The following is a 22,399-nucleotide window of genomic DNA, read 5'->3' as shown; positions in this document are numbered from 1 at the left end:
CACCATGACCGTTCTCGACCGCACGACCACCACCCGCACCTGGCTGCCCGTGGCGCTCGGCATGCTCGCCGTCGCCTGGGGCGGCAACGAGTTCACGCCGCTCCTCGTGATGTACCGCGAGGGTCACGGCTTCTCACCCGTCGTCGTCGACGTGTTCCTCTTCGCCTACGTCGTCGGCATCGTGCCGGCCCTGCTGATCGGGGGCCCGCTCTCGGATCGCTACGGACGGCGGCCGCTCATGGTGCCCGCGCCGGCCGTCGCCGCCGCGGGATCTCTCGTCATCGCCCTCGGCGCGCACTCGGCCCCGATCCTCGCGACCGGCCGCGTGCTCAGCGGCATCGCGTTGGGGCTGGGTATGGCCGTCGGCGGCAGTTGGTTGAAGGAGCTGTCCGCGGACGGCTCGGGTGCCCGCCGTGCCGCCATGTCGCTCACGGGCGGATTCGCCACGGGCGCAGGGGTCGCCGGGGTGCTCGCGCAGTGGGCGCCGTGGCCCGAGGTGCTGCCGTACCTGGTGCACGTCGCGTTGGCAGCACTGGCCACCGTGGCCCTGCTCGGGGTGCCCGAGACGCGAGCGCGTGCGGTGGACGGCGCCTCGTTGCTGTCCGATCTGCGTATCCCGTCGGCAGGTCACCGTCGGTTCGTGTCCGTCGTTCTTCCCATGGCGCCGTGGGTCTTCGGCGCGGCCAGCGTCGCGTACGCAGTGCTGCCCGGTCTGATGGCCGACCACTCCGGCGCGTTCCCCATCGCGTTCTCCGCACTGCTCGGCGTGGTCGCGCTGTCGTCCGGCTTCGCCATCCAGGCCGTCGGCCGACGCATCGACACCGCGTCGAGTGCGCGCGCCGTCCTGGTCGCGCTGGGCATCATCGTCGTCGGCATGGTGCTGGTCTCGGTCGCCGCCGACGTGCTGACGATCCCGATGGCGCTGCTCGCCGCCGCGGTGCTCGGGTGCGGCTACGGCATGGCGATGGTGTCGGGCCTGCAGGAGGTGCAGCGCATCGCGGGACCGCGTGATCTGGCCGGACTCACCGCGGTGTTCTACTCGGTGACCTACCTCGGCTTCGCGGTGCCGGCGATCCTGGCGCTGCTCGTGCAGGAGTTCCCCGGCGCGATCAGCTACCCCGAACTGTTCACGGGCGGTGCGGTTCTCGCCGCGGTGTCATTGGCGCTCGTCGCGACGAGAACGCGGTCGCACCTGCCGTCAGGGCAGTCGGGGTAGCCGCTTCTTCTCGAGCCAGGACTCCCAGAACTCGTCGGTGCTGCCGTACTGCTTCGCCAACCCGACGAAGTCCGACGTCGCCACGGTGGCGTGGCGAAAGGTCGTGGTCCACTCGCGGATCAGATCGAAGAACGCCGCGTTGCCGATGGTGCGCCGAAGTGCGTGCAGGGCAAGGGCTCCGCGCTTGTACACGCGGTCGTCGAACATGTCCTCCGGTCCTGGATCTCCCAGCACGATGTCCTGCGGCAGGGACGACAGGCGGCTGTGTGCGCGGGTGGCCTCCTGGTGGGCGGACGGTCCGCCCGAGCTCTCCGACCAGATCCACTCGGAGTAGCAGGCGAAGCCCTCGTGCAACCAGATGTCGCTCCACCGCGCGATGGTGAGGCTGTTGCCGAACCACTGGTGCGCCAGTTCGTGGGCGACGAGTCGCTCGTACTCGCGGTCGCCGTCACAGTGATTGGCGCCGAAGATCGACAGCGTCTGTGCCTCGACGGGGATCTCCAACTCGTCGTCGGTCACGACGACGGAGTACGACTCGAACGGATAGGGGCCGAACGACTCGACGAACGTCTCCATCATCTGCTGCTGACGGCCGAAGTCGTGATCGAAGTTCTGGCGTAGATGCGCCGGCAGGATCGCGTCGATCGGCACGGGGGAGTCGCTGACCCGGTGTTTCTCGTACTGGCCGATCTGCACGGTCGCGAGGTACGAGGCCATCGGTTCGGGCTGGTCGTACACCCAGGTGGTGCGCGAGGACTTCACGTACTTCCGCGTCAGTGTGCCGTTCGAGACGACGTGGTACGGGGAATCGGCGGTGATCGAGATGGTGTACGCCGCTTTGGAACTGGGATGGTCGTCGCACGGGAACCACGATGCGGCGCCGTTGGGTTGGCTCGCGACGAGGGCGCCGTCGGTGAGCTCCTCCCACCCGACCTCACCCCACACGCTGCGAATCGGTGCGGGGTTGCCGCTGTAGGCGACGGTGGCCGTGAAGGAGGCGCCCTCGTCGATGGCACGCTGCAGCGTGACCGTCAGCTTGCCGCCCCGATGGGTGAACCGGACACCGCGCATTCCGGCGACACTCACCTTGGACGGGGTGAGGGCCGGACCCATGTCGAGTGAGAACTTGGTGATCGACCGGGTGGCCACCGCATGCACGACGGCCTTGCCGGACAGGCGGTTCGACTGCACCTTGTACTCGAGGTCGAGGGCGTATCGCTCGACCGAGTACCCGCGGTTGCCGTTCTGCGGCAGGTACGGGTCGATGGGAGAGTCCGGCATCACTTCTCGGTCCAGGGTGCGATGGGGTTGCCCTGCCACCGGCTCGACTCGGGGACGGTGTCGCCGCGCATGACCAGCGAGGCCGGTCCGACCGTGGCACCTGCCCCGATTCCCGCTGCGGGCAGTGCGACGCAATGCGGGCCCAGCGTGGCTCCCGCCCCCAAACTCACCGTGTCCATGCTCATGATCCGATCATGGAACAGATGTGTCTGCACGACGCACCCTCTGTTGACGGTGGCACCGTCGCCGAGGGTGATGAGGTCGGCCTCCGGCAGCCAGTAGGTCTCACACCAGACTCCCTTCCCGATGTGGGCGCCGAGCCAGCGCAGCCACAGGTTCAGCACCGGGGTTCCCTCGGCGGCGCGGGCGAACCACGGGGCGGCGACGACCTCGACGAACGTGTCGGCCACTTCGTTGCGCCACACGAACGAACTCCACAGCGGGTGCTCCACCGCACCGATGCGGCCGACGAGCGACCACTTGGCGACGGCGGAGATTCCGGCCGCGACGGCGCCGGCGATCAGCAACACGGCGCCGCTGAGCAGGGCGGCGGCCCAGTAGCCCAGCGTTCCGGCGATCCAGGTCAGGGCGGCGAGCACGCCGAACCCGATGCCGAACGACACGACGACGGGCACGAGTCGACAGGTCTCGACCACGGCGCGGGCGATCTTGAGTCGCCGCGGCGGGTCGAAGGTGCGGGTGGTGTCGGACGAGTTGGGCGCTCGGCGCAGGCGCACCGGCGGGCTGCCGAGCCACGACGATCCCGACTTCGCCTTGGCGGGTGCGGCCGACAGCACGGCGACGAGGCCGTTCTTCGGCACGCGTCGACCCGCGGCCGCCATGCCGGAGTTGCCGAGGAACGCACGCTTGCCCACCTTGGCCTCGCCGAGCAGCATCCAGCCGCCGCCGAGCTCGTAGCTGGCGATCATGGTGTCGTCCGCCAGGAACGCACCGTCGCCGACTGTCGTGAACTTCGGGACCATCAGGACCGTCGACGCCTCCACGTCCTTGCCGATGGTCGCGCCGAGCAGCCGGAGCCATCCCGGAGTGAGCAGACTCGCGTAGAGCGGGAAGAGGAACGTACGGGCCGAGTCCATCAGGCGTTCGGTGGCCCACACCTGCCAGCCGATGCGACTGCGTACCGCGTGGTGGCCGGGAATCAGCCCGATCGACAGCAACCGCACGGACACGAGCGTGACCGCTGCGAAGACGAGCAACGACACCGCGGTGGCGGGAGCGAGCAGCGCCAGCCCGAGGCCGATCGCACCGGGCAGTGTGGTCGCGTGCGCGACTACTCCGACAGCGACGAGGAGCAGGCCCGCGGCAATGGACAGGAGGGGAAGTCCCGACAGCAACAGCGACGTCACGCCGTAGACGGGCACCCAGCCGCGACCGCGCGGCGGCGCCTCGTCGGGCCACGGGTGCATCGCCTTGCCGACCTTCGCGGCGGGCGAGCCGGACCACTGCTGACCGGCCTTGACCTTGCCGGAGACGGCCGACCCCGCGGTGATCTCGGCGCGGCGGCCGATCCTGGCTCCGGGGAGCAGGGTCGACCGCGCACCCACCGTGGCGCCGGCGCCGACCTCGATCGAGCCGATGTGCACGACGTCGCCGTCGATCCAGTAGCCGGACAGATCGACCTCCGGCTCGAGCGAGCAGCCGTCACCGAGAGTCAGCATGCCGGTCACCGGAGGCAGGGTGTGCAGATCGACGTCGCGGCCGACCGTCGCACCGAGTGCGCGGGCGTAGTAGACCATCCACGGCGCGCCCGACAGGTTCGAGGCACCGCTGGCGTCGGTCAACCGGTTGGCGGTCCACAGCCGGAGGTGCACGCTGCCGCCGCGCGGATGGGCGCCCTCCGTGACGCCGCGCATGAGGAGCCGTGATCCGGCGACGGAGATCGCCATCCGGCCCACGGGCGTCACGAACAGCAGGAACCCGAGCGCGAGCCACCACCAGGACACCGTCGGCAGCCAGGGGCGGGGAGCGAACCAGCTGAATGTGTTCGCCATGATGCCGAGCCAGGTCACCCATTGCAGCCCGGTCAACGTCGTCAGCGGCAGGGTCGCGAGGACCTGCACCACCTGGGCCGTCCGGGGTGTGGGGACCACGATGCGCTTCGCGGTCACCGGCGGGGGGACGAGCGAGTCGAGCAACGCGACGAGCGAGCCGAGTCGCGGATGGTCGTAGAGCTGCGCGACCGTGATCTCGGGGAAACGCTCGCGCAATCGGGTCACGAGCAGTGCGGCCGAGAGCGATCCGCCACCGGCAGCGAAGAAGTCCGCGTCCAGGGATCCGATCTCGGCGCCCAGCACGTCGCTCCACAGCTCGGCCACCCAGCCGGCGGTCCCGGCGAGAGAGGCGTCGTCCGGAGTCGAACCACGCTTGGGCAGCGGCCACGGCAGAGCCGCGCGGTCGACCTTGCCGGAGGTGCGGGTGGGCAGTTCGTCGACGAGTGCGAGACGCGGAACCATCGCGGCGGGAAGCTGTTCCGCGAGGAGCTCGCGCGCGCGGACGAGGTCGAAGTCCGGGTCGGTGCTGGCGAGATAGCCCACCAGCACGGGTGTTCCGGAGCCGGTGGTCCGCACTGCGGCGGCTGCGCCGCTCACACCGGGGAGGGCCTGCAGGGCGTTGTCCACCTCACCGAGCTCGATGCGGCGCCCGCCGACCTTCACCTGATCGTCGGCGCGGCCCTGGAAGAGCAGCCCCTCGAGCTCGAGCCGCACGAGATCGCCGCTGCGGTAGGCGCGGTCCCATCCGAGAGTCGCCATGGGAGCGTACTTCTCGGCGTCCTTCACCGGATCGAGGTAACGCGCGAGGCCGACGCCACCGATGACGAGCTCACCCACCTCGCCCACCGCGACCGGCTCCTCGTCCGGGCCCACGACGGCGAGGTCCCATCCGTCGAGCGGCAGCCCGATGCGCACCGGTCCGACACCGTCCATGAGAGCGGCGCAGGCGACGACGGTGGCCTCGGTGGGGCCGTACGTGTTCCAGACCTCGCGGCCCGGAACAGCGAGTCGCTCAGCGAGATCCGGCGGACAGGCCTCGCCGCCAAAGATGAGCAACCGGACGTCCTCGAGCGCTTCGCGAGGCCACAGCGCCGCCAGGGTCGGCACCGTCGACACCACGCTGATGTCACGTGCGACGAGCCAGGGGCCGAGGTCCATGCCACTGCGCACGAGGGAGCGAGGCGCGGGAACGAGGCACGCGCCACTGCGCCAGGCGAGCCACATCTCCTCGCACGACGCGTCGAACGCCACGGAGAGCCCCGCCAGCACTCGATCGCCCGGGCCCATGGGTCGGTCCTGCAGGAACAGTCGTGCCTCGGCGTCCACGAACGCCGCCGCGTTGCGATTGCTCACCGCGACGCCCTTGGGCTTGCCGGTCGAGCCCGAGGTGAAGATGACCCAGGCGTCGTCGTCGGGTGTGGGATGGCCGACCGCGCGACCGGTCCCCGCGGTGTCGGTTCGGGTCACGCCGCCGTCCGCGATGATCGCGGTGACGCCGGCCTCCGAGAACACCAGCTCGGCCCGCTCGTCCGGGTCGTCGACGTCCACCGGGACGTAGGCCGCACCGGCGGCGATGACCGACAGGATCGCCGCGTAGAGCGAGTAACCGCCCGACGGCATGCGGACCCCGACGCGATCGCCGGCGCAGACGCCGTGTCGGGACAGCCACCGAGCGCCCTCGTCGATGTTGTCGAGCAGTTCGCTGTAACTGATGGTGGTGTCGCCGTCGTCGATGGCCGGCGCATCAGGGAATGCCCGCGCGGTGTCCTCGAGGATGTCGACGAGGGTGCGCACCGGGGCCGCCACGGAGGAACGGAGGTAGGCCTCGGGAACACGGGTCTGCAGTGACAAGACGAACGGCCTCTCGCATCGAACAGGGACGACGGAACGCTGGCGGGTGTGACGACACGTTATTGCACGCCCAGTTTGCGGGTTGGTGAACAACTCCGCCGACCAGGCGCGCGTGCGGCGAACCGGTTGACAACTCGGGCGACCGTTTGCCATCCTGCTTCCAGGTCACGAGTACCAGCATCAAGCCCCGGCTCGCTGGTCGGCAACCCTCCTCCGCGGTGGGGTGCTCCGGGTGACGACCTGGCCGCGCTCCGACGACGGAGGCGGCAAGCGCGGATCGACGCCTCTCGTCAGATCGCGGCCCTCGTGCCGTGCGTCGATCCCTCGACGGAGGGATTCATCATGACCACAGTTCTGCAGCGCCCCATCGCATCCGTGCACGGCCGCGACCAGCAGGTGACGTGTGCCGACGGCCGCACCACTCGCAGCATCGATCTCGACTACGCGGCCAGCGCTCCCGCGCTCGACGCGGTGGTCGAGCGAGTACGAGAGGTGTTGCCGCACTGCGCGAGTGTGCACCGCGGCGCCGGCCACAAGTCGCAGGTCTGCACCCGGGAGTACGAGTCCGCCCGGAACACGGTGCACCGCTTCTGCGGCGCGGATTCCGACGACGTGGTCGTGTTCACGCGGAACACCACCGACGCGCTGAATCTCCTGGCGGGCTGCGTTCCCGGGGACACGGTGGTGCTGGACATCGAGCATCACGCGAATCTGCTGCCGTGGCGGAACCGCCGGGTGGTGCGATCGGCGGACTCGGTCGAGGAGACTCTGACTCGGCTCGGCGACGAACTCGCGTCGAGACCTGCTGCGCTGCTTGCCGTCACGGGTGCCTCCAACGTGACGGGCGAGGTCCTGCCCCTCGATCGACTCGCGGATCTGGCGCACCGACACGGTGCCCGCATCCTCGTCGACGGGGCGCAACTCGTTCCGCACCGCGCCGTGGACATCACCGCGGCGGGCATCGACTACCTGGCTTTCAGTGGTCACAAGCTGTACGCGCCCTTCGGAGCGGGAGTGCTCGTGGGACGGCGTGACTGGCTCGATGTGGCCGAGCCGTACCTCGCGGGCGGTGGAGCCACCCGGCACGTGTCCGTCCTCGGTGCGTCGGTCGACATCGACTGGGCGCCGTCCCCGGCGCGGCACGAGGCCGGCACACCCAATCTCCTCGGCGCCGTCGCGATCGCCGCGGCGTGCGACGAGATCGGCGCGATCGGCCACGGTGCCATCGCCACTCACGATCAGGAGTGCACGGACGCCCTGCTCGGCGGGCTCACCGCTCTGGCCGGTGTGTCGGTCCTCCGCCTGTGGAGCGACTCCGCCGACATCGTCGGCATCGTGTCCTTCACCGTCGACGGTGTCGACGCGGGTGCACTCGCCACCACACTGGCCGACGATCACGGCATCGCGGTGCGGGCTGGGAAGTTCTGCGCCCACCCCCTCCTCTCGCGGGTAGGCGCGGCCGACGGTGCCGTGCGGGCGAGCATCGGGCTGGGGACCACCGCCGACGATGTCGACCGGTTCGTGGAGGCGGTGCGTGTGACGTGCCTCTCACTGCGGGATCGCGTCACCACCGGATCGTTAGCATCAGCATCATGACGAGGAGCAGGTTGTGGGGTCGACGACACGTCGACCTCTGCCGTGCGACCTCGAGCGCCTGTCCGGTCCGGTGATCGTGCGACTCACTTCACCTCACAGCCACCGCTGCACCCACGACTGACTGGACAACTCATGACCACGGTGTCTTCCGACTCCCTCGTCTTCCTCGACGGCGTCTCCGGTACCTCCCCGGACGTCGTCCGGTTCTCCGCCGCCGATCTCTCCGAGGCCCAGAGCCGCTACGCGACCCTCAAGGCCGAGCACCCCGGTGCTCGTGTCGTGGTGGACATCGACGTGCACATCGCCGCCGACGCCCGGACCGCCCGCCGCGAGGTGCTGGCGTCGGACAGCAAGCCTCGCCCCGGCACGCTGCAGTACGTCGGCACCGCGTCGGGTCTCGCAGGCCTCGTCGCCGACATCGTGACGGTCGACGTGGCGGACGGCGTGACCCTGCGTCCGGTGGTGGAGCAGACGAGGGAGTCCGTCGTCCGGGCGATCACCACCGAGGTGGTACCCGCCCTGGAGGTTCGGCGCCTGCGCGCGTCCTGAGGCTCAGCCCTCGCGGGTCTCGGGGCCCATGTCCACAGCGAGCCCGGCGGTGATGCGCAGCAGTTCGGGGTAGGTCGTGCGGAAGAGGGTCGCGGGGTGACCCGCTGCAGCCCACAGCCGTTCGAAGCGTTCCAGCGCCGTGTCGACGAACGTCGGCAGATTCGTCGGGTGGCCCACGGGCGCGATCCCGCCCACCGGTTGCCCGGTGGCGTGTTCGACCACGTCGATCGATGCGCGGGTCAGCGTGCCCTCGAGACGTCGACCGGTGGCATCGAGGTCCACGTTGTGTGCACCCGACACCAGCAGTAGCACCGGGTCGTCGTCGAGCAGGAACACCAGCGACTTGCAGACGGCACCGAGCGGAACCCCGCTCACCGCCGCGGCCTGACGCGCCGTGTGCGTCGGCTCGGACTGCGTCACGATCACGCCGTGATGACCTCGGGCGATCAGAACGTCCGACACGTGTGCCGCAGCGGGATGGTGGATCCGCGTCATGGTCGCAGGATAGTCAGTCCACGCCGCCGGGACATCCGGTGAGCGGGAGCGCTGGCTATCCTGACCGGATGACACACACGGATGCGTGGAAAGCCTTCACGGTGACGACCGACGCCCATGTCGCGACGGTGACCCTCATCGGCCCGAACAAGGGCAATGCGATGGGTCCCGACTTCTGGTCGGAACTGCCTCTCGTCTTCTCCGCGCTCGACGCGGACCCCGAGGTACGCGCCATCGTGCTCGCCGGCTCGGGCCGCAACTTCAGCTACGGTCTCGACCTGCCCGCCATGGCAGGCGATTTCGGTGCGGTCATGGGGGACAAGGCACAGGCCGGTCCGCGCAGCACGTTCCACGACATGATCAAGCGCATGCAGGCGTCGATCAACGCGGTGGCCGACTGCCGCAAGCCCGTGGTGGCCGCCGTGCAGGGGTGGTGCATCGGCGGTGGGATCGATCTCATCTCGGCCGCCGACATCCGCTACGCCAGCACGGACGCGAAGTTCAGTGTGCGCGAGGTGAAGGTCGCCATCGTGGCGGACATGGGGTCGTTCGCCCGTCTACCCGCGATCATCGGCGACGGTCATCTTCGCGAACTCGCGTTGACCGGAAAGGACATCGACAGTGCCCGGGCGCAGCAGATCGGTCTGGTCAACGACGTGTTCGAGGACGCGGAGGCCGTGCTCGCCGCAGCGCGTGCCACGGCCACCGAGATCGCGGCGAACCCGCCTCTCGTGGTGCACGGGATCAAGGCGGTTCTCGACCACGGTCGCGTTGCGGCAGTGCAGGATTCGCTGCGGTACGTCGCCGCGTGGAACGCTGCTTTCCTGCCGTCCGAGGATCTGACGGAGGCCATCACCTCGGTGTTCGAGAAGCGCCCCGCGTCGTTCCAGGGCAAGTAGAGAGACCCCGGTGGAGCGGCCCGATCAGCGGAAGGCGCTCTTCGGGTCGTTCCACAGCTGATCGGTGAAGTCCTCGAGGACGACGAGCACCACCGAGTCCTCAGCGCGGCGCAGGATCGACTTGCTCGCCCGGACCTGGAGGATGTCGCCCTTCGAGTCCGTCATGCGCCAGAGCGAGTCGGCGCGGGTGGCGACGGTGGTCAGGAACGTCTCGGCGATGTTGACTCCGAGCGGTTCGTTGGCCGGGAAGATGTCCTGCAGTGTGAGGGTCTCGTTCGACCGGGGGGACTCCTCGTCGAAGCCCATCAGTTCGTCGAAGGCCTCGTTGGCGAAGACGACCGTGCCGCCGGGCTCGACGGCGAGGACGGCCAACGGAATGCGGTCGAGCACGACGGTCACCGGCAGTGACGGGAACTGCGTCGTGGTCGAGACCGCCTCGGACGTGGGATTTCTCCGGTCGCTCACAGCGTCACTCATCGGTGGTACCGCACCCTTACGTCGTGGCTCGTTCGTCCTGACACGGCCCGGGGGACCGCGGATGCGATGCTATCAGCGGACAGCACCGCATCCGGGTTTCCGACGGTCTCTAGTGGTCGCCCTGGTTCTTCAGGCGCTCGACCGATGCCTCGAACTCCGCCTCGGCCTCGGCGCGGCCGACCCAGTTGGACCCGGTGACGTGCTTGTTCGGCTCGAGATCCTTGTAGTGCAGGAAGAAGTGCTCGATCGCGTCGAGCTCGAACTGCGAGACGTCCGAGAGATCCTGGATGTGGTCCCACCGCGGATCGCCCGCCGGGACGCACAGCACCTTGTCGTCGCCGCCGGCCTCGTCGACCATCTTGAACATCGCCACGGGGCGGGCCTCGACGAGGACACCGGGGAACACGGACTCCGGCAGCAGGACGAACGCGTCGAGCGGATCGCCGTCCTCACCGAGGGTGTTCTCGATGAAGCCGTAGTCCGCGGGGTAGCCCATCGCCGTGTAGAGGTAGCGGTCCAGGCGTACTCGCCCGGACTCGTGGTCGACCTCGTACTTGTTGCGCTGACCCTTGGGGATCTCGATGGTCACGTCGAACTTCACGTCCACTGTCCTTTGCTCGGTGGCCCGGCTACCTGCTCGGCGGCCACGTACTGTCGTGCAGTCGTCTGTCGGGCGCATCGAAGGACGCGCCGGTGGTCAGACAGTAACCGGCCGCGTCGATAGGGTGCGAGGAGAGGTGCATCGCCGGAGAACGGCCACGGACCCGCGAGTGGAGGAGAGACGTGAGCTCAGGGAAGCGGCCGTCCGGCACGCCGTTACGCACGCGCGTGCTGCTGATCGGAGCCTCGGTCGTGGTGCTCGTGCTGGCGATCGTCGGCGTCGCGCTGATCACCCCCACGCTCTCCGAGGACTCGACACCCGTGGCGACCTCACCCGAGCCGTCGCCCGTTCTGCCCGCCCCGCAGGTGGTTCCGGTCTCACCCGACGCGCCGAAACCGAGCCCGGCGGGCCTCGAGGCGGTGCTCGCCGCACCCCTGCGCAATCCCGATCTGGGCCGCTTCACCGGATCCGTCGCGGACGCGATCACCGGCGAGGTGTTGTGGAGCGCCGATGCGGACACCCCCATGACGCCGGCGTCGACCACCAAGATCCTCACGGCCGCGGCCGCCATGATGGCGCTGCCGGCCGACCACCGTGTGACCACCAAGGTCGTGGCGGGCGACGCGGCCGGTCAGGTGGTGCTCGTCGGTGACGGCGACCCCACGCTCACGGCGGAGCCGGTCGGACGACCCGGGTTCTACGACGGGGGAGCCCGCATCGACGACCTCGCCGAACAGATCCGCAGGTCCGGCACGACCGTCACGTCCATCGCCGTGGACGGCGGCGCGTACTCGGGGCCGGAGCAGGCGCAGGGCTGGTTCCCCGGCGACGTGGCCGCCGGATACATCGCACCCATCGAACCGATCACCCTCGACGGGGGTCGCTCGGTGCCGACGGTCGACGAGTCGCCGCGCAGCGCCACTCCCGGTCTCGACGCCGGTCGGGCGTTGGCGCGTGCTCTCGGCCTGGACCCGGCCGTCGTGACGGACGGTCGCGCGCAGTCCGGTGCCGGATCTCTCGCGACGGTGCAGTCCGCGCCTCTGCGGCAGCGGCTCGGGCAGATGTTGGGGTTCTCGGACAACGTGCTCGCGGAGGCCGTCGGTCGCGAGATCGCCGAGGAGGTGGGCCGGCCCGCGTCGTTCGACGGGGCCACGGACGCCGTCCTGGAGACACTGCAGAAGAACGGCGTCGACGTCACCGGAGTCACGCTCGAGGACACCAGCGGACTCTCCGTCGACAATCTCATCCCTGCCCGGGTGCTGGGCGCGCTCGTCACCCGGGCCGCCGGGTCCGGCACCGAGAACCTGCGGCCGATGCTCGACTACCTGCCCGTCGCCGGTGCCACGGGCACGCTCGCCGCCCGCTACGCGTCGGGTGACCGCACGGCCGCGGGGTGGCTGCGCGCCAAGACGGGAACGCTCTCGACCGCCAGTGCGTTGGCCGGATACGTGACCGACGAGAGCGGCCGGGTGTTGACGTTCGCGTTGATGTCCAACGACAGGCCGCCCGAGGTCGGTCGTCCGGCCCTGGACGCACTCGCGTCGACGCTCCGCTCCTGCGGCTGCACCTGACCGGTCGATTCCGAGAGAGAACAGGGGTGAGGGCATGTCCGACACTGGTGTGATCGATTGGGGTCTGGCCGCCCGGACGGGTGCCCGGCTCGCACCACGGGGGCCGAAGACGTCGCGGTACACCGCGGACGCGGCGCTGCGCGAACTGGCCGACGCGTCGGTACGCGCCGAGGGCCCCGTGCGCGAGGTCACGGGCCTCGCCGACGGTCTGCCCGTCCCGGCGGCGCGCGTGCTCGATCGGCCGGAGTGGATCGCCGCCGCGTCCGAGTCGATGCGGCACCTGGTCAGTGATTCCGACGGCGACGACAGTTCGTTCCTCGGCGGCAAGCCCGGCGGCGTGCAGGCGGGCGCGATGCTGGCGTTCCTGTCGACGGCCATTCTCGGGCAGTACGACCCCTTCACCGGTCCGGACGGAACGCTGCTGCTGGTGGCACCCAACATCGTGTCCGTGGAGCGATCGCTTCGCCTGCGGCCCAGCGACTTCCGACTGTGGGTGTGTCTGCACGAGGTGACGCACCGCGTGCAGTTCTCGTCGTCGCCGTGGCTCGCGGGCTACATGAAGGACAACGTCACCACGCTGCAGGGCGGCGCGGACGAGCCCCTGGCCGACGTCGTGGGACGCCTCGCGGCGGCGGTGCGGTCCCGCGGGCAGGACGGCGGCGACGGCGGCATCATCGGTCTGCTCCGGGCGACGCAGGCACCCGCGCAGCAGGAGGCACTCGATCGTCTGCTGGTGCTCGGAACGCTGCTCGAAGGCCATGCCGACCACGTGATGGACGCGGTGGGTCCCGCGGTGGTGCCGTCGGTCTCGGCGATCCGCAAGGCCTTCGACGCCCGTCGCACGCGGAAGCAGAACCCGGTGCAGCGCGTGATCCGCGCGCTGCTCGGGATGGACGCGAAGATGGCGCAGTACGTCCGCGGCAAGGCGTTCGTCGACGCCGTCGTCGGCCAGGTCGGCATGGAGTGTTTCAACACCGTGTGGACCGACGCGGACACGTTGCCGCTGCTCTCCGAGATCGAGGCGCCGGAGAAGTGGACGCAGCGAGTTCTGGGATGACCGGCGTCCCGGCATGACCGGGGCACGCCCGATGCCGGAGGGCCCGCACCTGCTCACGGTGCGGCGGGCGGTGCGCGCCTGGTTCGGGGAGCACTGCCCGGAGCGCGCCGTCGTCGTCGGGCTGTCGGGTGGTGCGGACTCGCTGGCGCTCACTGCCGCCTGTGTGGCCGAGGGCGCGCAGGTGCACGCCGTGGTCGTCGACCACGCGCTGCAGGCGGGTTCGGCCGAGGTGGCGCACAGGGCCGCCGAGCAGGCACGAGACCTCGGGTGTTCCCGCGCCGAGGTGAGGACCGTGTCGGTGACCGGGGCGGGTGGACCCGAGGCCGCGGCCCGGCGCGCCCGGTACGCCGCTCTCGACGCGGTCCGCGGTGACCGCCCGATCTTGCTGGGCCACACGCTGGACGACCAGGCCGAGACCGTCCTGCTTGGACTCGGCCGCGGATCCGGGTCCCGATCGCTGCGGGGGATGGCGGCCTGGGACCCGCCGCGAGGTCGGCCGCTGTTGACCGTGCGCCGCGAGTCCACCGTCGGCGCGTGCGCCGAACTGGGTCTCGCCGCGTGGGACGACCCGCACAACCTCGACCCGTCCTTCGTTCGGGTCCGACTCCGCGGCGAGGTGCTCCCGCTGCTGGAGGACGTCCTGCACGGCGGTGTCGCCGCCGCGCTCGCGCGCACCGCCGACCAGCTGCGCGAGGACGGCGCCGTTCTCGACGCACTCGCCGCGGACATCGCCGTGTCCGCCCGCGTCGGCGACGCGCTGGAGGTGTCCGCCCTCGTGGAGGTACCGGGTGCACTCCGTCGGCGGGTGATCCGCGAGTGGCTGGCCGACTGTGGAGTGCCGTTGCGCAACGAGGCGCAGGTGCGCGCCGTGGACGATCTCGTCGGCGCGTGGCGCGGGCAGGGCGGCGTCGCGGTGGCCGGGGGCGGCCCGGTCGAGAGGTTGGTCGTCGAGAGACGACGTGGCAAGCTCGACCTGGTTCGGTGGACCGGCCGGGCCGCGAGCGAGTGAAGGGACACCCGTGTACGAGGGCGACATCGCATCGATCCTGATCTCCCGAGAGGAGATCGACAAGCGTATCGCCGAGCTGGCCGAGGAGATCGCCGCTCGCTATCCGGTGGGGGCTCCCGAGGGTGATCTGCTGCTCGTCGGAGTTCTCAAGGGCGCCATCATGTTCATGACGGATTTCGCACGCGCACTGCCGATCCCGAGCCAGCTCGAGTTCATGGCGGTCAGTTCGTACGGATCGTCCACGTCCTCGTCGGGCGTCGTCCGCATCCTCAAGGACCTCGACCGCGACATCCACGGCCGCCACGTCCTCATCGTGGAGGACATCATCGACTCCGGTCTGACGCTGTCGTGGTTGATGAAGAACCTCGCCACGCGCCAGCCCGCGTCGCTCGAGGTGGTCACCTTGCTCCGCAAGCCCGACGCGGTGAAGGTGGACGTCGACGTCGCGAACGTCGGCTTCGACATCCCGAACGAGTTCGTCGTGGGCTACGGCCTCGACTACGACGAGCGTTACCGCGACCTTCCCTACATCGGACTGCTGGAACCCCGGGTCTACGGAGGCTGATCGAATGTCGCGCGAACAGGTCGGCCCCACCGCCACGTCCATCGCGGACGACGTCCGGAACGGGCGGGTCCAACCTGCCGCGGTAGCCCGAGAAGCGTTGGACCGCATCGCCGCTCGGAACGACGACCTGCACGCGTTCGTCGTGGTGCGTCCCGACGAGGTGCTCCGCGAAGCGGACGCGATCGCCGTCCGAGCGGATCTGCGCGCCCTGCCGCTCGCCGGCGTCCCGGTGGCGATCAAGGACAACGTCCCGGTGACGGGCTACCCGATGCGCAACGGTTCGCTCGCGACATCCGACACTCCCGCCGCCGCGGATCACCCGGTGGTCGCGCGCCTGCGCGGCGCGGGCGCCGTGGTCGTCGGTCTCACCTCGGTTCCCGAGCTGTGCCTGTGGGGCGCGACGGACGGTGCCGACGGCATCGCCCGCAATCCGTGGAACCGTGACCTCACCCCGGGCGGATCGTCCGGTGGCGCCGCCGCCGCGGTCTCCTCGGGCATGGTGCCCGTCGCCCACGGCAACGACGGCATGGGGTCCATCCGGATCCCCGCCGCGAACTGCGGACTGGTCGGCATCAAGCCGGGGCTCGGCCTCGTCCCGTCCGAACTGGGCAACGGCTCGTGGTTCGGCATGTCGGAGAACGGTCCGTTGACCACGACCGTCGCCGACGCGGCGCTCCTGCTCTCGGTCATGGCGGACGATCCGGATCTCGCCTACGTCGACGCTCCCGAGACCACGCGCATCGGGGTCGCCGTGGAGTCGCCGTCGCCCGTCGTGCGAGTGGATCCCCACTTCCGGCAGGCCGCACTCGACGTCGCCCGGGAGCTCGAGCGGATCGGGCACCGCACCAGCACGGCAGCGCTGCCCTACCCGGCGAGTCCACTCGGGCAGCTCGCCCGCTGGACGGCCGGCGGAGCCGCGGACGCCGCCGGCCTCGACGTGTCGGCGCTGCAGAAGCGAACCCGTCGCCACATCGCGGTGGGTCGGCGAGCGGCACGGTTCGTGCGGCCGTCGCAGACCGAGACGCTCACGCGGCGCATGCGCTCGTACTTCGAGAGTCTCGACGTGGTGCTGACGCCGGCGCTCGCCGCGCCGCCGATCCGTGCGGACCGGTGGAGCGAGCGCGGGTGGGCAGCCAACATGGCGGCCAACATTCGCTACGCACCCTTCGCGGCACCGTGGAACTTGCTGGGGTGGCCGGCCGTGAGTGTGCCCGCGGGACTCCATCCCGAGTCGGGGACTCCGCTGGCCGTGCAGCTGGCGGGCCCTCCCGGGTCCGAGCGTCGACTGCTGGCGCTCGCGGCACAGATCGAACAGCATCGGCCCTGGCCACGCACCGCGGCCGACCGGTAACACTCGTCACGCGCAGCTGGGCGCGGGAACCTCACCGCGTGTCGGCGCGTTGACCGAGATGTGCGCGCCGCCCGGCCGTCCGCATCCGCGGTAACCTGGCTTGTCCGGTGCGCAACCGGCAACGATCGAGAACTGCTGCCGGCCGACCGACGCGAACCATGACCACCTGCCTGTGAGTCCGACTGCCATCGAGGGCGACGCTGTATGAACCGCAAGACTTTGTTCCGCAACCTGGCGATAGTCGCCGGCATCCTGTTGGTGATCTTCGCCTTCAGCTACTTCGGCGACGACACGCGGGGGTGGAAGAGTGTCGACACGTCGGTCGCCGTCGCGCAGCTCGACGACCAGAACGTGCAGACCGCGCAGATCGACGACCGCGAGCAGCAGGTCCGTCTGACGCTGAAGAGCGGGAACGACGCCACCGGCAACGAGACGCAGATCATCTCGCAGTACCCGGACGCCGCGTCGCAGCAGATCTTCGACAAGGTCGCCGCGTCGGGTGCCGAGAGCTACGACACCGAGGTGACGCAGGACAGCTGGTTCACGTCGATCCTGGTGTTCCTGCTCCCGATGATCATCCTGCTGGGCATCTTCATCTTCGTGATGTCGCGCATGCAGGGCGGCGGGCGTGGCGGTGTCATGGGCTTCGGCAAGTCCAAGGCCAAGCAGCTCACCAAGGACATGCCGAAGACGACGTTCGCGGACGTGGCAGGCGCGAACGAAGCGGTCGAAGAGCTGTACGAGATCAAGGACTTCCTGCAGAACCCGGCCCGCTACCAGGCACTCGGCGCGAAGATCCCCCGCGGCGTGCTGCTCTACGGCCCTCCCGGAACCGGCAAGACGCTGCTCGCCCGCGCCGTCGCCGGTGAGGCCGGCGTGCCGTTCTTCACCATCTCCGGTTCCGACTTCGTCGAGATGTTCGTCGGCGTCGGTGCCTCACGTGTGCGCGACCTGTTCGAGCAGGCCAAGCAGAACAGCCCCTGCATCATCTTCGTCGACGAGATCGACGCCGTCGGTCGCCAGCGCGGGGCCGGTCTGGGCGGCGGACACGACGAGCGCGAGCAGACGCTCAACCAGCTGCTGGTCGAGATGGACGGCTTCGGTGAGCGCACCGGCGTCATCCTCATCGCCGCGACCAACCGCCCCGACATCCTCGATCCCGCCCTGCTGCGCCCGGGCCGTTTCGACAGGCAGATCCCGGTCGGCGCCCCCGACCTCGCAGGACGCCGCGCGATTCTCGCGGTGCACTCGAAGGGCAAGCCGATCGCGCAGGACGCCGACCTCGAGGGTCTGGCCAAGCGCACCGTCGGCATGTCGGGCGCGGATCTCGCGAACGTCATCAACGAGGCCGCACTGCTCACGGCGCGGGAGAACGGCACCGTGGTCACCGAGGCCGCCCTCGAGGAGTCGGTGGACCGCGTCATCGGCGGACCTCGACGCAAGAGCCGCATCATCAGCGAGCACGAGCGCAAGATCACGGCGTACCACGAGGGTGGTCACACCCTCGCGGCGTGGGCGATGCCCGACATCGAGCCGATCTACAAGGTCACCATCCTCGCCCGCGGCCGCACCGGTGGTCACGCGATGACGGTGCCGGAGGACGACAAGGGCCTGATGACGCGCTCCGAGATGATCGCGCGCCTCGTCATGGCGATGGGCGGCCGCGCTGCCGAGGAGCTCGTCTTCCACGAGCCGACCACGGGAGCGTCGTCCGACATCGACCAGGCCACCAAGATCGCTCGCGCCATGGTCACCGAGTACGGCATGAGCAGCAAGCTCGGCGCCGTCCGGTACGGCCAGGAGCAGGGCGATCCCTTCCTGGGCCGCTCGATGGGCGTCCAGTCCGACTACTCGCACGAGGTCGCGCGGGAGATCGACGGGGAGGTGCGCAACCTCATCGAGGCCGCGCACACCGAGGCGTGGGCCATCCTGAACGACTACCGCGACGTCCTCGACATCCTGGCCACCGAGCTGCTCGAGCGCGAGACGCTCACGCGCAAGGATCTGGAGAAGATCTTCACCGGCGTCGAGAAGCGTCCCCGCATCACCGCGTTCAACGACTTCGGTGATCGAGTTCCGTCGTCCAAGCCCCCGGTGAAGACGCCGCGCGAGCTCGCGACCGAGCGCGGGGAGCCGTGGCCCCCCGTCTCGATCGTCAAGGAGCCGAGCTACGCCGGCCAGGCCCAGAACGGCCAGGCACAGAACGGCCAGAACGGCCACGCCCAGAACGGGCACGGCCAGAACGGTCACGGTCAGAACGGGCAGGGCCAGAACGGGTCGACCCCGAACGGTCAGGGTGGCGCACATCGCGGCGGCCGTCCCGGCTCCTCGATGCCCGACTACGGCGCACCGGCCGGCTGGTCCGCACCGGGATGGCCTCCTCGCGAGAACGAGGCACCGCGGTACCCGGAGCCGCAGGGTTACGGCCAGCCGCAGGGCTACGGCCAGCCGCAGGGCTACGGCCAGCCCCAGGGTTACGGGCAGCCCCAGGGTTACGGGCAGCCTCAGGGTCAGGGTGACCCGCAGGGCTACCAGGGTCCGCGTGGGTACCAGGAACCGCGCGGGTACGACGAGCCCCAGCCCTACCAGGAACCGCAGCCCTACCAGGAACCGCAGCCCTATCGGGAACCGCAGGCCTACCAGGAACCGCAGCCCTATCAGGAGCCGTACCAGGATCCGCAGCCGTACGGGCAGTACCCCGGTTCGGGTGTGGGGGAGCCGGCTCAGCCCGAGCCGCGTTACCGCAACCCGCAGAACCCGGAGGGGCAGTACCAGCCTCCGCGTGACGAGGCCGAGGATCCCCAGCTGCCGCCGAACACCCAGCGGTGGGAGGGCCCGGACGCGCGCTAGAGTCGCTCGTCCGACCCTCTCGTCCGTGCGGCCGCACCCGCCCGCACATCACTCCGGCTGCTCTGATCCATCGGCAGCGCGTCCGTCAGCGAAGGGACCTCCCGTGTCCGTCAACCAAGCCGATCAGTCGATCGACGAGCCCGTGTCCGTGGTGTCCGGTCGGACGTTCGATCAGGAGCGCGCCGAGGCGGCCGTTCGCGAGCTGCTGCTCGCGGTGGGTGAGGACCCCGAGCGCGAGGGGCTGAAGGACACGCCCGCTCGAGTGGCGCGTGCATACAGGGAGATGTTCGGCGGACTGTTCGTCGATCCCGACGAGGTGCTGGGAACGACGTTCGACGAGGCGCACCGCGAGCTCGTCCTCGTGCGGGACATCCCGATGTACTCGACGTGCGAGCACCACCTGGTGTCCTTCCACGGCGTCGCGCACGTCGGCTACATCCCGGGCAAGTCGGGCCGGGTGACGGGCCTGTCGAAGCTGGCGCGGGTCGTCGACCTGTACGCGAAGCGGCCGCAGGTGCAGGAGCGTCTCACCTCGCAGGTCGCCGACGCGATGATGCGCAAGCTCGAACCGCGCGGAGTCATCGTGGTGATGGAGGCCGAGCACCTCTGCATGGCGATGCGGGGAATCCGTAAGCCGGGCGCCAGCACCACCACCTCCGCCGTACGCGGTGTGTTCCAGTCCAGCGCGGTGTCCCGGTCCGAGGCGCTGGATCTCATCCTTCGCAAGTAGGCGCCGCTCGTGTTCACGCTTCCGCACGCGGACGGGCCCGTGGTGATGGGCGTCGTCAACGTCACGGCCGACTCGTTCTCGGACGGCGGCCGTTACCTCGACGTCGACGCCGCGGTGCGGCACGGCCTCGAACTGCACGCCGCGGGTGTCGACATCGTCGATGTGGGGGGCGAGTCGACACGTCCGGGAGCCGACCGCGTCGACCCGTCCGTCGAGGCGGAGCGCGTCGCACCGGTGATCGCCGAGTTGGTCTCTCACGGCGTGTGCGTCAGCGTCGACACGATGCGGGCATCCGTGGCGACCGCGGCGATCGGTGCGGGCGTGTCCATCGTCAACGACGTCTCCGGTGGCCGCGCCGATCCCGACATGGCGGGTGTCGTCGCCGATGCCGGCGTCGCCTGGGTGCTCATGCACTGGCGTTCCACCGTCGACTGGACCCACCGACCGGGTGCCGCGGAGGAGCACGACTACGGCGACATCGTCGAGGACGTGCGCAGCGGACTGCTCCGTCAGGTCGACGCGGCCGTCGCCGCCGGGGTGGACAGTTCCCGCATCGTCCTCGATCCGGGGCTCGGCTTCGCCAAGAACGCGGAGCACAACTGGGCGTTGCTCCGCCGACTCGATCGTCTCGTCGACACGGGCATTCCCGTGCTTGTGGGTGCGTCCCGCAAACGATTCCTCGGCACTCTGCTCGCCCGCGACGGGCAGCCTCGCCCCCCGCACGGCCGCGACGCTGCGACGGCCGCGATCTCGGTGCTGTCCGCCGTGGCGGGTGCCTGGGGGGTGCGCGTCCACGACGCCGTCGGCACTCTCGACGCTCTCGCCGTGCACCGGCAGTGGCACGGCCCGACCGAACCGAAAGGCACGACATGACCGATCGCATCGAGCTGCGCGGATTGACCGTGCGTGGCAATCACGGTGTCTTCGACCACGAGAAGCGCGACGGGCAGGACTTCCTCGTCGACCTCGTCGTCCACATGGATCTCGCCCCGGCCGCGGCGTCGGACGACCTGACGAAGACGGCGCACTACGGCGAGTTGGCCGAGGCCGCCGCCGCGGTCGTCGCGGGGCCGAGTCGCGATCTCATCGAGACGGTCGCGAGCGAGATCGCCGACGGTGTCCTGACGGATCCGCGCGTGGAACGCGTCGAGGTCACCCTGCACAAGCCGTCGGCTCCGATCCCCCTGACCTTCACGGACGTGGCCGTCGTAGTGACCCGATCGAGGTCTGCGTGACCCGCGCGGTGCTCTCGATCGGGAGCAACATCGGGGACAGCGAACAGCAGTTGCGGGCTGTGGTCGAGGGTCTCGGTGACGCCGTCGTCGCAGTGTCGACCGTGTTCGCCACCGCCCCGTGGGGCGGCATCGACCAGCAGGACTTCCTCAACGCCGTCGTGATCGTGGACGACGAGAACACCGACTGCCGGGGCTGGTTGCGACGGGGACAGCAGTTGGAGACGGCCGCTCACCGCGAGCGGGTGCAGCGCTGGGGACCGCGGACCGTCGACGTGGACATCGTCGTGTGCGACGACGTCGTCAGCGACGACCCCGAGCTGATTCTTCCGCACCCACTGGCGCACGAGCGCGCCTTCGTCCTCGCACCGTGGCTGGACGCCGATCCCGACGCCGTGCTGCGTGGCCGATCGGTGCGCGACCTGCTGGCCGAGCTGCCGGAGTCCGAACGTGCCGGTGTGCGTCGCACCGAGACACGGCTGTGGGACCCGGTGCGCTGCGGGCGGGCCGGCGGTGACTCCACGTGAGCCCGACGCGCGTGCGCGACCTCGTCGCGCTCGCGGCGTTCGCCGTGGTGGCCACCTGGATCCTCGCGTCCTCGTTCTACGGGTCTGTTCCGCCGATCTCGACGTTCGCCGGAGCGTCGCTGTATCCGGTGGCGGTCGTCCTCGTGGTCGTGGGTCTGCTGGTGCGGTCCCGATTGCGCACCCGCAGGATCGGCCCCGGGCCCGGCCAGCTGCATCCGATCACGGTCGCGCGCGCCGTCGCGCTGGCGAAGGCCGCGGCCCTCGTCGGTGCAGCGGCGGCGGGAGTGTGGGCCGGTCTGCTGATCCATCTGCTGCCCCTGCGGTCCTCGGTGCGCGCGGCGTCGGAGGACACGCCGGGAGCGCTGATCGGCCTCGTCGCCGGGATCGTCGCCGTGGCCGCTGCCCTGTGGCTCGAGCACTGCTGCCGGACACCGGACGACGGAGCCGACGAGCCCGCCCACTGACCCGATCGCGGCCGTCCTCGGACACCCCGTCCGTGCATGGTGAAGTGCGACAGCCGCCCGAGCCGT

General features: G+C 70.1%; 20 protein-coding genes and 1 riboswitch. Of the genes, 15 read left to right on the top strand and 5 right to left on the bottom strand.

The window, feature by feature from the left end; genetic code table 11:
• Positions 1-4: 4 nt before the first annotated feature.
• Positions 5-1,216 (top strand): MFS transporter, encoded by a 1,212-nt coding sequence (locus QE449_RS20615; RefSeq protein WP_307109582.1) that lies wholly within the window; start codon positions 5-7, stop codon positions 1,214-1,216.
• On the opposite strand, the gene QE449_RS20610 is transcribed toward QE449_RS20615, so the two are convergent.
• Complete coding sequence (locus tag QE449_RS20610; protein WP_285187296.1) at positions 1,199-2,497, bottom strand: M1 family metallopeptidase; 1,299 nt, start codon at positions 2,495-2,497, stop codon at positions 1,199-1,201. The genes QE449_RS20615 and QE449_RS20610 overlap by 18 nt on opposite strands.
• Positions 2,497-6,360, bottom strand: coding sequence for a Pls/PosA family non-ribosomal peptide synthetase (locus QE449_RS20605; RefSeq protein ID WP_307109581.1), 3,864 nt, complete (start codon positions 6,358-6,360; stop codon positions 2,497-2,499). The genes QE449_RS20610 and QE449_RS20605 overlap by 1 nt, the downstream gene beginning before the upstream one ends.
• A gap of 163 nt (positions 6,361-6,523) precedes the next feature.
• Positions 6,524-6,639, top strand: a riboswitch (SAM riboswitch).
• 63 nt (positions 6,640-6,702) lie between these two features.
• Between QE449_RS20605 and QE449_RS20600 the strand changes: the two genes are divergently transcribed.
• A complete protein-coding gene (locus tag QE449_RS20600) occupies positions 6,703-7,956 on the top strand; it encodes an aminotransferase class V-fold PLP-dependent enzyme (protein WP_307109580.1) in 1,254 nt (417 codons plus the stop codon).
• A 132-nt stretch (positions 7,957-8,088) separates the two neighbouring features.
• Positions 8,089-8,505 carry a hypothetical protein gene (locus QE449_RS20595; protein ID WP_037186306.1) on the top strand — a complete coding sequence of 139 codons (417 nt, stop codon included), beginning with the start codon at positions 8,089-8,091 and terminating at the stop codon, positions 8,503-8,505.
• Positions 8,506-8,508: 3 nt separating this feature from the next.
• Here the strand turns inward: QE449_RS20595 and QE449_RS20590 are convergent, their stop codons facing one another.
• On the bottom strand, positions 8,509-9,000 hold the full coding sequence (locus QE449_RS20590; RefSeq protein WP_056443532.1) for a YbaK/EbsC family protein: 492 nt from the start codon (positions 8,998-9,000) through the stop codon (positions 8,509-8,511).
• Positions 9,001-9,068: 68 nt separating this feature from the next.
• Between QE449_RS20590 and QE449_RS20585 the strand changes: the two genes are divergently transcribed.
• Positions 9,069-9,899 (top strand): crotonase/enoyl-CoA hydratase family protein, encoded by an 831-nt coding sequence (locus tag QE449_RS20585; RefSeq protein WP_307109579.1) that lies wholly within the window; start codon positions 9,069-9,071, stop codon positions 9,897-9,899.
• Positions 9,900-9,923: 24 nt separating this feature from the next.
• On the opposite strand, the gene QE449_RS20580 is transcribed toward QE449_RS20585, so the two are convergent.
• Together QE449_RS20580 and QE449_RS20575 are read right to left on the bottom strand one after the other, a co-directional pair.
• Positions 9,924-10,376: a histidine kinase gene (locus QE449_RS20580; protein WP_027506481.1), complete on the bottom strand. Its 453-nt coding sequence runs from the start codon at positions 10,374-10,376 to the stop codon at positions 9,924-9,926.
• A gap of 109 nt (positions 10,377-10,485) precedes the next feature.
• Complete coding sequence (locus QE449_RS20575; RefSeq protein ID WP_027506480.1) at positions 10,486-10,977, bottom strand: inorganic diphosphatase; 492 nt, start codon at positions 10,975-10,977, stop codon at positions 10,486-10,488.
• Between the two features lie 182 nt (positions 10,978-11,159).
• On the opposite strand from QE449_RS20575, the gene dacB reads away from it, so the two are divergent.
• From dacB to QE449_RS20520, 11 genes are all read left to right on the top strand, one after another.
• Positions 11,160-12,548 carry a D-alanyl-D-alanine carboxypeptidase/D-alanyl-D-alanine-endopeptidase gene (gene dacB / locus QE449_RS20570; RefSeq protein ID WP_307109578.1) on the top strand — a complete coding sequence of 463 codons (1,389 nt, stop codon included), beginning with the start codon at positions 11,160-11,162 and terminating at the stop codon, positions 12,546-12,548.
• Positions 12,549-12,582: 34 nt separating this feature from the next.
• A complete protein-coding gene (locus QE449_RS20565; protein WP_307109577.1) occupies positions 12,583-13,605 on the top strand; it encodes a zinc-dependent metalloprotease in 1,023 nt (340 codons plus the stop codon).
• 13 nt (positions 13,606-13,618) lie between these two features.
• Complete coding sequence (gene tilS, locus QE449_RS20560; RefSeq protein WP_285187300.1) at positions 13,619-14,614, top strand: tRNA lysidine(34) synthetase TilS; 996 nt, start codon at positions 13,619-13,621, stop codon at positions 14,612-14,614.
• Positions 14,615-14,624: 10 nt separating this feature from the next.
• Positions 14,625-15,179 carry a hypoxanthine phosphoribosyltransferase gene (gene hpt, locus QE449_RS20555; RefSeq protein ID WP_027506476.1) on the top strand — a complete coding sequence of 185 codons (555 nt, stop codon included), beginning with the start codon at positions 14,625-14,627 and terminating at the stop codon, positions 15,177-15,179.
• A gap of 4 nt (positions 15,180-15,183) precedes the next feature.
• Positions 15,184-16,530, top strand: coding sequence for an amidase (locus QE449_RS20550; RefSeq protein ID WP_307109576.1), 1,347 nt, complete (start codon positions 15,184-15,186; stop codon positions 16,528-16,530).
• Positions 16,531-16,734: 204 nt separating this feature from the next.
• A complete protein-coding gene (gene ftsH, locus QE449_RS20545; RefSeq protein WP_307109575.1) occupies positions 16,735-19,380 on the top strand; it encodes an ATP-dependent zinc metalloprotease FtsH in 2,646 nt (881 codons plus the stop codon).
• 103 nt (positions 19,381-19,483) lie between these two features.
• Positions 19,484-20,110, top strand: coding sequence for a GTP cyclohydrolase I FolE (gene folE, locus QE449_RS20540; protein WP_027506473.1), 627 nt, complete (start codon positions 19,484-19,486; stop codon positions 20,108-20,110).
• A 45-nt stretch (positions 20,111-20,155) separates the two neighbouring features.
• Positions 20,156-20,983: a dihydropteroate synthase gene (gene folP, locus QE449_RS20535; RefSeq protein WP_051613538.1), complete on the top strand. Its 828-nt coding sequence runs from the start codon at positions 20,156-20,158 to the stop codon at positions 20,981-20,983.
• Positions 20,980-21,345 (top strand): dihydroneopterin aldolase, encoded by a 366-nt coding sequence (folB, locus tag QE449_RS20530; RefSeq protein WP_027506471.1) that lies wholly within the window; start codon positions 20,980-20,982, stop codon positions 21,343-21,345. Before folP ends, folB begins: the two co-directional genes overlap by 4 nt.
• Entirely contained in the window at positions 21,342-21,869 is a 528-nt protein-coding gene (folK, locus tag QE449_RS20525; protein WP_027506470.1) for a 2-amino-4-hydroxy-6-hydroxymethyldihydropteridine diphosphokinase, read from the top strand. The genes folB and folK overlap by 4 nt, the downstream gene beginning before the upstream one ends.
• Positions 21,866-22,333 carry a DUF3180 domain-containing protein gene (locus QE449_RS20520; RefSeq protein WP_027506469.1) on the top strand — a complete coding sequence of 156 codons (468 nt, stop codon included), beginning with the start codon at positions 21,866-21,868 and terminating at the stop codon, positions 22,331-22,333. The genes folK and QE449_RS20520 overlap by 4 nt, the downstream gene beginning before the upstream one ends.
• Positions 22,334-22,399 lie beyond the last annotated feature (66 nt).

Source organism: Rhodococcus sp. SORGH_AS_0303, assembly GCF_030819335.1.
In the GTDB taxonomy this organism is placed as follows: Bacteria; Actinomycetota; Actinomycetes; order Mycobacteriales; family Mycobacteriaceae; genus Rhodococcoides.
The sequence above is the reverse complement of the archived record's forward strand: the minus strand, read 5'-3'. Positions and strand labels throughout refer to the sequence as shown.